Source organism: Stenotrophomonas sp. PI_27 (assembly GCF_027854495.1).
Classification (GTDB): domain Bacteria; phylum Pseudomonadota; class Gammaproteobacteria; order Xanthomonadales; family Xanthomonadaceae; genus Stenotrophomonas; species Stenotrophomonas pavanii.
This window is the reverse complement of record NZ_JAJNOF010000002.1, coordinates 424,332-437,052: the sequence shown is the minus strand read 5'-3', so window position 1 is coordinate 437,052 and position 12,721 is coordinate 424,332. Positions and strand designations below refer to the sequence as shown.

The following is a 12,721-nucleotide window of genomic DNA, read 5'->3' as shown; positions in this document are numbered from 1 at the left end:
TCAACGACATCATCAGCCAGTACGAACGGCACCTGCAGTTCCTGCACCTGAGCCGGTGATGCACGTTGATGGTAGTGCCGGCCGCTGGCCGGCAACGCGAACGGGGCGGCGCATCACCGCCGCCCCGTTGGTGCATCAGAACCGGTAGCGCGCGCCCAGCGAAACGAACTGCCCGCGCAGGTTGTACTGGCTGATGTCGAAACCGTTGGAGCCACCGGCCGGATCGAACGGCGGGTCCTTGTCGGTCAGGTTCAGCACCGACAACGACAGCGTGGTGTTGGCGATGCCTTCATACGCCACGTACAGGTCCAGCTGGTGGTACGGTTTGACGCGGTCGCGCAGGCCCGGATTGCTGGTGGCCGTCGCTACGCGCTGGTTGTAGCCGCTCACGTACTGCAGGCTCAGCGTGCTGCTCCAGTCGCCCACCGCCCAGTTCAGCGACGTGGTGCCGCGGGTGCGCGGTAGCGCGCCGTGGCGGTTGTTGCCGGCCCCGTCATAGGGCGCCTGGCCGGCCACCAGCGGCTGCTTGAAACTGAGCAGGTGGGTCCAGCTGCCGGCGACGGTGAAGGTGCCCCAGCCCTCGGTGCGGAAGCTGCGGTTGGCCTCCAGGTCCAGTCCGGAGGTGGTCAGCTCGCCCTGGTTGGCGTACTGGTTGGTGATGAACTGGATGCGCCCCTGTGCATCACGCTGCACGCGGCCGGGGAACAGCGCCGGATTGTCGACGATGAACTGCGCGCTGTCCGGCTTGACCAGGTTGTCCTGCTCGATGCGGTACCAGTCCAGGCCGATGCTGGTATCGCCATCCGGCGACCACACCGCGCCCACGTTGAAGTTGCGCGAGCGCTCGGCCTTCAGGTCCGGGTTGCCGGTGCGGATGTTGGTTACGCCACGGCTGCCGCCGGGCTGCAGCGGGTCCAGCGGGTCGATCACCGAGCCGTAGCTGATGGTCTGGCCCGGTGCGATTTCCGGCAGCGACGGTGCGCGGAAGCCGCGCGAGAACGAGCCGCGCAGCAGCAGGCTGTCCAGCGGCTGCCAGCGCAGCGCCACCTTCGGCGAGAACGCGTTGCCGAAATCGTCGTAGTGGTCGCCGCGACCGGCGACCTGCAGTTCCAGCGTGCGGTGCAGCGGCACGCTCAGTTCGGCGTAGGCGGCGCTGACCTGGCGTTCGCCGTTGACCACGTTGATCGCCGGGCGCAGTTCGGTGCCCGACAGCACCTGCGCACTGGTACGCGCGTCCAGCGACTCCTTGCGGAACTCGGCGCCCCAGGCGAAGCCGACCGCACCGGCCGGCAGTTCCCACAGCGAGGTCGAGGCCTTCACGTTCAAGGAGTGCAGCCTGTACCAGCCTGGGCGCTTGGTCTGCAGGCGCAGTGCATCCAGCGCACCCGGCGTGCTGGACGGGTTGAGGAAGTTGTAGCTGCCATCGCGCAGGATCTGTTCGAACGCGTAGCGGTTGACGAAATTGTCGACGTATTCGCGCTGCGCGCTCTGCGAGGTCAGCGCTGCCACTTCCCAGTCCCAGCGTTCGCCACTGCCGCGCACGCCGGCCAGGGCGCGGTAGAACACCTGCGTGTTGTCCTTCAGGCGCGGGCCCAGATCGAAGAAGGTGTACTCGAACGGCAGCGGCGTGCTGCCGGGGTTGTTCGGGTGGCCGACCGGCAGCACCGCCGGCACGTCGATCAGCGTGCCGGTGGCCGGGTTGTACGCGCGCAGGCCCGGGCCCACGGTCAGCGGCGCGCTGAAGATCTGGTCGGCCTTGTTGTGGCTGTACAGCACATCGGCGAAGGCTTCGACGCTGTCGTTGAAGCGGTAGGTCGCGCTCAACGACGCCTGCAGGCGCTCGGCGCCGGGCTGCAGGGTCTTGAACGGCTGCGCGTTGAAGGCGCAGGCCTGGCCGGGCAGGGTGCTGCCGAAATCGCTGTAGGGGCGCAGCTGGCTGCCGTCCGGGCAGCTGGCGAACGGCTGCGGTGCGCGCGGGTTGGACAGCCAGTTGCCACCGGCGGTGGACCAGCCGGCCAGGCGGCCACCGGGCCTGTCGCGGAAATCGCCGCTGCGGGTATAGGCGCGCTGGTCTGCATCAAGCCGATCACGCTTGAGCAGGTCCAGCCCGAACAACACGTTCCAACCCTGCTGTTCAAGATCACCGAAGCCGGCCAGCAGATTGGCCTTGCGTTCGTCCAGGCCGCCCTGGGTGGCGGTACCGAAACCACCGCCGACTTCCACGCCCTGGAAGTTCCTGCGCAGGATGATGTTGATGACGCCGGCAATGGCATCGGAACCGTACACCGCCGAGGCACCATCCTTCAGCACTTCGATGCGTTCAACCGCACTGATCGGCAGCGCGTTGAGGTCGACGAAGGTGTCCTGCGTGTTGAGCGCGAAGCCGAAGTTGGACACGCGATAGCCGTTGACCAGCACCAGCGTGTTCTTCGGCGACAGGCCACGCAGGCCGATCGAAGCCGAGCCGGCGGCGAAGCTGCCGGTGTACTGCTCGTCGAAACTGTTGCCGGCATTGGCCGACAGGTTGCGCAGCACGTCGGTGAGAGTGGAGCGACCGGTCTGCTCGATCTGTTCGCGGCTGACGATCTGCACCGGATTCGGCCCGGCGGTGTCGCTGCGCTTGATGTTGGAGCCGGTCACCAGCACGGTGCCCAGGGTGGTGCTGTCCTTGCCGGAGTCGGCGGTTTCAGCGGCGCCGGCAGCGCCGGCGGTGAGGCCCAGCGCGATCGCGCCGGCAAGCAGGTTCAGGGTGGTGCGGTACATGGAAGCGACAACGCCGAACGGGGGAGGAGCCGTCAGTACCGCATGCAGGCAAGTACGCCTTCCAATGACGAAAGCGCATTCAGTTATACATCACAGGTTCTTAACGAACGGTGCGAGGGCCGCGGAGCTCTGGCGCGCACCCGCTCGCGCGGGTCAGATCCCTTTGCAACGGAAAGGGATCTGACCCCGGTTGTCCGACCCTCAAGGCCGCAGCAGCACCTTGCCGTTGCGGCCCGAACCAGCACCGGCCTTCGCCGCCTGGGCAATGTCGTCCAGCGCGAAGATTTTCTCCACCGGCAAGGTCAGTTCGCCGCTGGCCGCACGCTTCAGCAGTTCACCCACCAGCCGGCGCTTGTCTTCCACCGCCATCGCCTGGCTGACCTTGCTGCCCCAGAAACCCTTCACCGTGGCCTCCTTGTAGATCAGGCCGCCGGCCGGGATGCGCATCGGTTCGCCGCTCATCACACCGAACGAGACCAGCGTGCCGTGGTGGCCCAGCAGGTCGACCAGGTCACCGCTGGCGTCGCCACCGATGGAATCCACCGCGGCGGCCGCCTGCGCTTCGCCGGTCGCTGCACGCACACGATCCTTCCAGCCGTCCACCGAGGTGTCGAACACATGATCGATGCCCAGCGCCTGCAGCTGCGCGACCGCATCGGCATTGCGCACCAGGTTGGCCACGTGCACGCCACGCGCCCGCGCCAGCATCGCCAGCGACTTGCCCACCGCGCCGTTGGCAGTGTTCTGCACGATCCACTGGCCCGGCTCGACGTGCAGGAACTCCAGCAGCATCAATGCGCTCAGCGGCATGGCGATCAGCTGTGCAGCGGTTTCGTCCGGGATCACTTCCGGCATCGGGATCACCATGCGGGCCGGTGCGACGAACGCCTCGGCCCAGGTGCCGTGCACCGATGCGGCGGCGACGCGTTGGCCGATCTGCAGGCCGTCGACGCCGTCGCCCAGTGCGTCGACCACGCCCAGTGCTTCGCTGCCGCCAATCGCCGGCAGCGTCGGCTTGTAGCCATACAGCCCGCGCACGGTCAGCAGGTCGTGGTTGTGGATCGAGGCCAGCACAGTGCGGATGCGCACCTCGCCGGGGCCGGGCTCGGGCAGGGCGGCGTCGGCGATGGCAAGGACGTCGGCCGGATCGCCGAAGGAGGGGTACTGGGCAGCGCGCATGAGCGAGGTTCCGGAGAAAGTGATGTTGTACCGAACTGGGGACATGCGCCGCGTCGACAAGGTGCTGCAGGTGCAACACGGCATCCTGCGACGCATCGTCGCGGCATGTCGTGATTACCGCATCTTGTGTTGACGGTTGGAAGTATCCCCACTATGTTGTGGCCGTCACTCCCGGTCAGCCGCCGCCGCCGGACATGCAGCAAACGTCCCGCGGCCCGCCCCTGAAGGCTTGCCGTGTCGACGCGGCCGCCATCGCGCGGACACAGGTCGCCCCCACGGCCCGGATACCGGCCGCAGGCGCAGGCACTTGCCGACGACCTGGTGTTCCCGCGCTTTGGCATCCCACCCCGATCGCCCCGAGCGCCGGTATCGCGTGCAGGGCTGCCACGGCATCGACGCCGCAGTGCGTGCGAGCCTGGAGACGCAGGACCATGACCGACAACACCTACCGCGCGGCCGATCTGGCCGGCGCCGGCGACGCCATGCGCGCTGGCGGCGAGCGCGTGCCGACCTGGATCACCAAGGAGGCCGGCAATCGCCGCCTGCCGTTCGACGCCGCGCGCCTGCAGCGCAGCATCGATGCCGTGCATGCCGAGTTCCCGCAGCTGGATGTGAGCGACTACCGCCGCGTGGTGCAGGCGATGGTCGAGCGCAAGCCGAGCATCACTGCCGATGATCTGGTCGATCTGCTGATCCGTGAGGCTGAATCGCGGGTGGACCTGGTCGCGCCGGAGTGGGAGCAGTTCGCCGCGCGCATCTACCTGCGCCGCCTGTACAAGCGTGCCAGCCGCAATCGCTTCTACGATGTCAGCCTGAAGTACGGCTCCTACGTGGGCCTGCAGGAAAGCCTGGCTGACCGCGGCATCTACAGCAACGACATCCTGCGCTGCTATTCGAAGGAGGAGCTGCAGCAGGCGGGCGAGATGATCGACCCGGAGCGCGACCGCCTGTTCGCCTACAACGGCCTGTACCTGTTGGCCACGCGCTACCTGGCCAGCGACCGCAGCCGCGAAGTCTACGAACTGCCGCAGGAGCGCTGGCTGACCATCGCGCTGTATCTCATGCAGGAAGAGAAGCCGCGCGAGCGGCGCATGCAGCTGGTCGGCGAGGCGTACTGGGCATTGTCCAACCTGTACATGACGGTGGCCACGCCGACCCTGGCCAACGCCGGCAAGGTGGGCGGCCAGCTGTCCAGCTGCTTCATCGATACGGTGGACGACAGCCTGCAGGGCATCTATGACTCCAACACCGATATCGCCCGCGTGTCCAAGCACGGCGGCGGCGTGGGTGCCTACCTGGGCTACGTGCGCAGCAGCGGCGCACCGATCCGCGGCGTGCCCAACTCCTCCGGCGGCGTGGTGCCGTGGATCAAGCAGCTCAACAACACCGCGGTGTCGGTTGATCAGCTCGGCCAGCGCAAGGGCGCGGTGGCGGTGTACCTGGACATCTGGCACCGCGACATCGAAGCGTTCCTGGACCTGCGACTGAACAACGGTGACCAGCGCCTGCGCGCGCACGATGTGTTCACCTCGGTGTGCGTGCCCGACCTGTTCATGGAGGCGGTCGAGCGCCGTGCCGACTGGTACCTGTTCGACCCGCACGAAGTGAAGCAGGCCAAGGGTTGGTACCTGCAGGACGTCTATGACGAGAAGCGCGGTTCGGGCAGCTTCCGCGACCGCTACGCCGAACTGGTGGCCGATGAGCGCATCAGCCGACGTACGGTGAAGGCCATCGATCTGTTCAAGCGGATCATGCTCAGCCAGCTGGAAACCGGCAACCCGTTCCTGTTCTACCGCGACGAGGTCAACCGCCGCAACCCGAACAAGCACGCGGGCATGATCTATTCCAGCAACCTGTGCACCGAGATCCTGCAGAACATGAGCCCGACGCGGATGATCCAGGAGATCGTCAGCGGCGACCAGATCGTCACGACCCGGCGTGCCGGCGACTTCGTGGTCTGCAACCTGTCTTCGATCAACCTCGGCCGCGCGATCCGTGCGCCGGATGACCTGCTGGCCACCGATGTTCTGGAGCGCCTGATCCCGATCCAAGTGCGCATGCTCGACAACGTGATCGACCTCAACGCGCTGCCGGTGCCCCAGGCCACGATCACCAACCGCAAGTACCGCGCGATCGGACTGGGCACGTTCGGTTGGCACCACCTGCTGGCGCAGCAGGCGATCCAGTGGGATTCACCGGAGGCCGAACAACTGGCCGACCGCCTGTATGAGCGCATCAATTTCCTGACCATCCAGGCCAGTGCGCAACTGGCGAAGGAGAAGGGCAGCTACCCGATGTTCGCCGGCAGCGACTGGCACAACGGCCGCTACTTCCGCGACCGCGACTACAGCGGCGCCGCGTGGGACAGCCTGGCCCACCAGGTGGCCACGCACGGCCTGCGCAACGGCTGGCTGCTGGCGGTGGCGCCGAACATGAGCACCGCGCAGATCGCCGGTTCCACCGCCTCGATCGACCCGATCTACAGCGCGTTCTACTACGAGGAGAAGAAGGACTTCCGGCGGCCGGTAGCCGCGCCGGGGCTGTCGTTGGAGACCTGGCCGTACTACGAGAAGGGCGCCTACAAGGTCGACCAGTTCGCCAGCGTGCGCCAGAACGCGCGCCGCCAGCGCCATGTCGACCAGTCGATCAGCTTCAACCTGTACGTGCCCAGCACGATCCGCGCCAGCACGCTGCTGGAGCTGCACCTCAGCGCCTGGCGCCAAGGCCTGAAGACCACCTACTACGTGCGCTCCAACGACATCGACATCAGCGAATGCGAGTGGTGCGCCAGCTGACCGCCGGCAACCCACGGTAGTGCCGGCCGCCGGCCGGCAACCCCGCAACCCATGGTAGTGCCGGCCGCTGGCCGGCAACCCCGCAACCCACGGTAGTGCCGGCCGCTGGCCGGCAACCCCGCGACCCATGGTAGTGCCGGCCGCTGGCCGGCAACACGATGGAAAGAGAACGAAGGCAGAGACCCATGGCAACCCCCCTCGACCGCATCAAGATCCTCGAACCGCGCCATCCCAACCGCAGCACCGGCATCATCAACGGCCGCACCAGCGGCATCCTGAACTGGAATGACATCCCGTACCCGTCGTTCTATCGGGCCTACAAGGAGCTGTCGACCAACTTCTGGATCCCCGACGAAGTCGACATGAAGGCCGACGCCCGCCAGTACGGCGAGCTGTCCGGCCGCGAGAAGAATGCCTACGACGCGATCATCGGCCTGCTGGCCACGCTCGATTCACCGCAGACGCGCTTCATCTACAACGTGGCCGAGTACATCACCGACCCGGCCGCGCATGCCAACGCCGCGATCATCGGCCAGCAGGAAGTGATCCACAACGAGAGCTACAGCTACGTGCTGGCCTCGATCACCGACCTGCCGAACCAGAACCGCATTTTCGAGATCGCCCGTACCCACCCGACCATCATCAAGCGCAACGCGCCGATCATGGGGGCGTATGACGATTTCATGCGCGAGAAGACTGCCGAGACGCTGCTCAGGTCGTTGATCCAGTCCTCGATCCTGGAAGGCATCAACTTCTATTCCGGCTTCGCCTACTTCTACAACCTGGTGCGGCAGAACCGCATGACCGGCACCGGCAAGATCATCAGCTTCATCAACCGCGACGAGCTGGCCCATACCAAGTTCATCAGCGAGCTGATCCGCGCCATCATCGGCGAGAACCCGGCGCTGCAGACCCACGAGCTGACCGACTATGTGCACCAGGCGTTCGAACACGCCATCGAACTGGAAACCCAGTGGTCGTCGGAAGTACTGGACGGCATCGACGGCATCGATGTGGAGGAAATGACGCGCTACGTGAAGTACCGCGCCAACAAGATGGCCGGCATGCTCGGCATCGAACGGCTGTACAGCGAGACCACCGACAACGTGATGCCGTGGATCAAGGCCTACGCCGACAACTTCACCGAGACCAAGACCGACTTCTTCGAGATGCGCAATGCAAGTTACAAGAAGACCAACGTCGACAACGGCTTCGACGACCTCTGAGTCCGGCGCGGCACTCAGCATCCTGATGGTGGTCGCCTCGTTGAGCGGCAACACCCGCGAGCTGGGCCGGCAGATTGCCGAGCGCTGCCGCGCCGCCGGGCATGCAGTGTACTGGCACGAGGCCGACGACCTGCGGCAGGCACCGCCGCTGGCCGCCGACGAGGCCGATCTGGTGCTGCTGGGCTGCTGGACCGACAACGCCGGCCGCACGCCGGTGGAGATGAAGGCGTGGGTGGCTGGCATTGCCGAGCGTGGCGAGCACCCCCGGCAGCTGGCGGTGTTCGGTACCGGCGAAACCCAGTGGGGGCAGGAGTACTACTGCGGCGCCGTGCATCGCCTGATCCGCTATTTCCGCAGCGACTACCCGCCGCTGGAGATCGAACAGATGCCGCATGGCGCGCGCCATGCCGCAGCCATCGATGCCTGGACCGATGCGGTCCTGGCCCATTACTGGAGCAACAACGATGCAGATCATCGACGCCACCACGCCTGAGCAGTTCCAGCAGTTGCTGGCCGAGCACCCGCGGGTGCTCGTGGACTTCCACAAGGACCAGTGCCCGGGCTGCCGGATGCTGGAAATGTCGTTGCATCGGGTGGCCAATAGCACAGCGGGGCAGGGCACGACCCTGCTGCGCGTACAGCTGGAAGTGCTGGGCGAGGCGTTTTTCAGGGAGTTGGGGTTGCGGCAGACGCCGACGCTGTCGCTGTTCCGTGATGGCGACGAACGCACGCGCCTGGCCGGGTTCCAGTCGCCGCAGCAGATCGAAGCCGCGATCGCGTTGCATCTGTAGCGTGGAGATGGCGGGTCGGATTCCTTGCCAGAGGCAAGGGCTCTGCCCCCCACACCGTGTAAAGGCATCCACGCACGGCGTGGATCTACTGGGGCAGGACCGACCCCGGCAATTGGCGTCAGGCGCCGGTGAACGTGTCGACCAGCAGCTTCACGTTCAACGCCACGATCACCAGCGCGATCACCCAGGCGACCGCACCCAGCCAGCGTGGCGCCACCAGCGCCCCCATCGTCACCTTGTCGGTCACGAGCCGTACCAGCGGGATGATCGCGAAGGGCAGCTGCATCGACAGCACCACCTGGCTCAGCACCAGCAGCTTCACCGCGCCCTGGTCGCCGAACAGCACGATCACCACCACCACCGGGATGATCGCCAGTGCGCGCGTGATCAGCCGACGCAGCCACGGCGGCATTCGCAGGTGCAGGAAGCCTTCCATCACGATCTGGCCGGCCAGCGTCGCGGTGACTGTCGAATTCAGGCCCGACGCCAGCAGCGCCACCGCGAACAGGGTTGCCGCCGCGCCCACGCCCAGCATCGGCGCCAGCAGCTGGTGCGCCTGCTCGATGTCTTCCACGTCGAAACGGCCATTGGCATGGAACACGGCCGCGGCCAGGATCAGGATGCTGGCGTTGATGAACAATGCCAGGGTCAGCGCAATCGTGCTGTCAGTCACCGCCCAGCGCAGCGCGCTGCGGCGACCTTCATCCGTACGCGGGTAGGCGCGGGTCTGCACGATCGACGAATGCAGGTACAGATTGTGCGGCATCACCGTGGCACCGATGATGCCGATGGCGATGTACAGCGCGTGCGGATCGGTCACCACCTGCGCGCGCGGAATGAAGCCGCCCAGTACCGCCATCACCGGTGGCGCGGCCATCGCGATCTGCACCACGAAGCAGGCGAAGATCACCATCAGCAGCGCGATCACGAACGCTTCCAGCGCACGGAAGCCGCGGTTCATCAGCAGCAGCACCAGCAGCGTATCGAGCGCAGTGATCACCGCGCCCCACAGCAGTGGCAGATCGAACAGCAGCTTCAACGCGATCGCGGTGCCGATCACCTCGGCCAGGTCGCAGGCGATGATCGCCGCCTCGCAGAGCGCCCACAGCGCCAGGTTCACCGGCTTGGGGTAACGGGCGCGGCAGGCCTGCGCCAGGTCCATGCCGGTGGCGATGCCGAGCCGCGCCGACAGCGCCTGCAGGATCACCGCCATCAGGTTGGAGATCAGGATGACCGACAGCAGCAGGTAGCCGAAGCGCGAACCGCCGGCGAGGTCGGTGGCCCAGTTGCCCGGGTCCATGTAGCCGACCGAGATCATGTAGCCCGGGCCAAGGAAGGCCAGCAGGCGGAACCACCAGTGGCCCTTGTCGGGCACTGCGACCGAGGCGTTGAGTGCGCCCAGGCTGGCCGGGGTGGTGGCCGAAGGGTCGCGGGGCGCCAGGGTATCCATGGGCTTAATATAGCTCCGGCTATAGTCATTAGCAATGTGAAACAATCGTCTTTAAGGTGTGACTGGTCCAGAATTCAGCTTCAACCCTGGATCACACCGGAAGGACAGGCGCACGCGTGGGCAAGACCGATGATTCGACATCGCTGAAGAGCACCCCCTTGATCGAGGCCGAGCGCCAGGTCGAGAGCTTCCGGCAAGTACGCGAGGCGCACCGGATGGAGCTGGTGGAGGACTATGTCGAGCTGATTTCGGACCTGCTGGCCGACGGCGGCGAGGCCCGCCAGGTCGACATCGCCACCCGCCTGGGGGTGGCCCAGCCTACTGTGGCGAAGATGCTGCGGCGGCTGGCCCGCGACGGCTGGGTGGTGCAGCGGCCGTACCGTGGCGTGTTCCTGACCCCGGAAGGCGAGGCGCTGGCCCATGCCAGCCGCCAGCGCCACCAGACCGTGGAGCGTTTCCTGCTGGCGCTGGGCGTGGACGCCGATACCGCACGCCGCGATGCCGAGGGCATCGAGCATCACGTGAGCGAGCAGACGCTGGCGTTGTTCGAGGCGTTCGTACGCAAGGCCGAGGGCGGCTGAGCAGACCGCTGACGCCGGGCCACGCATGGCCGGCGGTTGGAAGTGCGGTGTGGGCAGGGAAGTCGGGTTCAGAGCCCTTTCCCTTGGAAAGGGATCCGGCCCCGGCGGCCGATTGTCAGCCGCGGCGGAATGCGGCGGGCGTGCGGGCGCCAACGATGATCATGCGGATCATCGTGGAGATCTGTTCGATCAGCTCCGGGTCCTTCTCCGGCGGCAGGTCCATGGCGGTGGCCCCCATCGCGAACACCAGCCGGGTGATGGCCTTGGCCACCAGTTCGGGGGCATGCAGCACGGCACCGTCCAGCGCGGCCAGGCGCACCAGGTCGTGCTGCAGCTCTTCTTCGAAATAGTGCAGTTCGCGTTCGACGGCGTGCTTGAAGTCGTCCGAGCCGACCGCGCCTTCGCGCAGCAGCACGTGCAGCAGCTTGTCGTCGGCGCGCAGCTGCTCCATGAAGGTCTCCACCGAGACCCGCACCACGCTGGTGGCGGTGGAGGTGGCGCGCTGGCGGGCTTCGCCGATGATGGTGCGCAGCGAGCGGCCGGCGGCGTCGATCAGCGCCACGGCCAGTTCGTCCATGTCGCGGAACTGCCGGTAGAAGCTGTTTGGCGCGATGCCGGCCTCACGTGCCACTTCGCGCAGGCTGAGCGTGGACAGGCTGCGGTGCGGGCCGATCAGTTTCAGGGCGGCGGCCAGCAGATCTTCGCGGCTCACCGTACGGCGGGCCGGGCTGTTGGCATCTTCATGCGTCGACAAGGCGGTGGCGGCGGTCATGGGGGTTCCGGTGGGGCGAGGCTGAATCATACCCAATCCGGTTCAATATACACGTGTATACACAGGTGTATGTGCGCCCGTATAGTTCGCCCATGAGCGCTGTCGTCCGTCCGTCCCTGTTTTCTCCATACCGCTGGGTCTCGCCGTCGCTGTTCGATTTCTGGGCGGGCCAGCTCAATCCCCTGTGGACCCTGCGCGAGCCGGTGGCCCGCCTGGTCCGGCGCGAGCCGGCCGGTGAGGGCGCGGCGACGCTGGTCCTGCGCACCAACCGGCACTGGGCCGGCATGCGCGCCGGCCAGCACGTCACCCTGGGCGTGGAGCTTGACGGACGCCAGTGGCAGCGCAGCTACAGTCCCACCGTCCTGGGGCCGCGCGAGCTGGCGATCACCGTCAAGGCCGTCGATGGCGGTCGGGTCAGCCAGCATCTGGTCAAGCATGCGCGACCGGGCGAGCTGTTCCGGCTGGAGGCTGCGTTCGGTGAATTCCAGTTGCCGACGGCGGCGCCGGTGCTGCTGCTGGCCGCCGGCAGTGGCATCACGCCGATGCGCAGCCTGCTGCGCGAGGCCTGCCAGCGCCCGCTGGCCGCGCCGGTGGACCTGTTCTATTGGGAGCGCCGTGTCGCCCACCTGCAGTTCCGTGATGAGCTGGAGGCACTGGCCGCGCGCCAGCCGAACCTGCGCGTGCACCTGCTGACCACCCGCGAAGGCGATGTACCTGCCGCGCGCATTGATCGCCACGACCTGCAGGTGGCCGGCGATGACACGCCGCTGGCGCAGCGCCATGTGCTGGCGTGCGGTCCGGACGGCTTCGTCGCCGCCGCGCGCCAACGCCTGGCGCACCAGGTGGCCGGTTTCCAGGCCGAGGCCTTTACCCCGCCAGCGCCGCTGCGTGACGCCAGCAGCGAGGGCGAGGTGTCGCTGACGCTGGCGCGCAGTGGCCGCCAGCTGAGCGTGCCGCGTGGCCGTTCGCTGCTGGAAAGCCTGGAAGCCCATGGCATCAAGCCCAGGCATGGCTGCCGCATGGGCATCTGCAATACCTGCAGTTGTGATCGCGTCAGTGGCGCCACCCGCCACCTGCGCACCGGCGACCTGCAGTCCGAATCGGCACAGCCGGTGCGGATCTGCGTGAGCGCACCGACCACCGACCTGACCCTGGATCTCTGAG

At 66.9% G+C, this 12,721-nt stretch carries 10 protein-coding genes; 6 read left to right on the top strand and 4 right to left on the bottom strand.

Annotation, left to right across the window (positions count from 1 at the left end; translation table 11 throughout):
* Window positions 1–135: 135 nt before the first annotated feature.
* Both LRM18_RS04210 and LRM18_RS04205 read right to left on the bottom strand, forming a co-directional pair.
* Window positions 136–2,763 carry a TonB-dependent receptor gene (locus LRM18_RS04210; RefSeq protein WP_270951433.1) on the bottom strand — a complete coding sequence of 876 codons (2,628 nt, stop codon included), beginning with the start codon at window positions 2,761–2,763 and terminating at the stop codon, window positions 136–138.
* A gap of 201 nt (window positions 2,764–2,964) precedes the next feature.
* Entirely contained in the window at window positions 2,965–3,942 is a 978-nt protein-coding gene (locus LRM18_RS04205) for a zinc-binding dehydrogenase (RefSeq protein ID WP_270951431.1), read from the bottom strand.
* 482 nt (window positions 3,943–4,424) lie between these two features.
* Here LRM18_RS04205 and LRM18_RS04200 point away from each other — a divergent pair, with 482 nt between their 5' ends.
* The 4 genes from LRM18_RS04200 (at window position 4,425) to LRM18_RS04185 (ending at window position 8,754) form a co-directional block, all read left to right on the top strand.
* Complete coding sequence (locus LRM18_RS04200; protein WP_223224796.1) at window positions 4,425–6,737, top strand: ribonucleoside-diphosphate reductase subunit alpha; 2,313 nt, start codon at window positions 4,425–4,427, stop codon at window positions 6,735–6,737.
* Window positions 6,738–6,922: 185 nt separating this feature from the next.
* Window positions 6,923–7,963, top strand: coding sequence for a ribonucleotide-diphosphate reductase subunit beta (locus LRM18_RS04195; protein ID WP_049465385.1), 1,041 nt, complete (start codon window positions 6,923–6,925; stop codon window positions 7,961–7,963).
* A gap of 25 nt (window positions 7,964–7,988) precedes the next feature.
* Window positions 7,989–8,456, top strand: coding sequence for a flavodoxin (locus tag LRM18_RS04190; protein WP_154330769.1), 468 nt, complete (start codon window positions 7,989–7,991; stop codon window positions 8,454–8,456).
* Entirely contained in the window at window positions 8,428–8,754 is a 327-nt protein-coding gene (locus LRM18_RS04185; RefSeq protein WP_049465388.1) for a thioredoxin family protein, read from the top strand. The genes LRM18_RS04190 and LRM18_RS04185 overlap by 29 nt, the downstream gene beginning before the upstream one ends.
* Before the next feature lie 118 nt (window positions 8,755–8,872).
* Here LRM18_RS04185 and LRM18_RS04180 read toward each other — a convergent pair whose 3' ends face one another.
* Window positions 8,873–10,204: an Nramp family divalent metal transporter gene (locus LRM18_RS04180; protein ID WP_154330768.1), complete on the bottom strand. Its 1,332-nt coding sequence runs from the start codon at window positions 10,202–10,204 to the stop codon at window positions 8,873–8,875.
* A 116-nt stretch (window positions 10,205–10,320) separates the two neighbouring features.
* Here LRM18_RS04180 and mntR point away from each other — a divergent pair, with 116 nt between their 5' ends.
* Window positions 10,321–10,785: a manganese-binding transcriptional regulator MntR gene (mntR, locus tag LRM18_RS04175; RefSeq protein ID WP_049465391.1), complete on the top strand. Its 465-nt coding sequence runs from the start codon at window positions 10,321–10,323 to the stop codon at window positions 10,783–10,785.
* Between the two features lie 115 nt (window positions 10,786–10,900).
* On the opposite strand, the gene fabR is transcribed toward mntR, so the two are convergent.
* On the bottom strand, window positions 10,901–11,557 hold the full coding sequence (gene fabR / locus LRM18_RS04170) for an HTH-type transcriptional repressor FabR (RefSeq protein WP_270951425.1): 657 nt from the start codon (window positions 11,555–11,557) through the stop codon (window positions 10,901–10,903).
* A 92-nt stretch (window positions 11,558–11,649) separates the two neighbouring features.
* Between fabR and LRM18_RS04165 the strand changes: the two genes are divergently transcribed.
* On the top strand, window positions 11,650–12,720 hold the full coding sequence (locus LRM18_RS04165; RefSeq protein ID WP_270951423.1) for a ferredoxin reductase: 1,071 nt from the start codon (window positions 11,650–11,652) through the stop codon (window positions 12,718–12,720).
* Window position 12,721 lies beyond the last annotated feature (1 nt).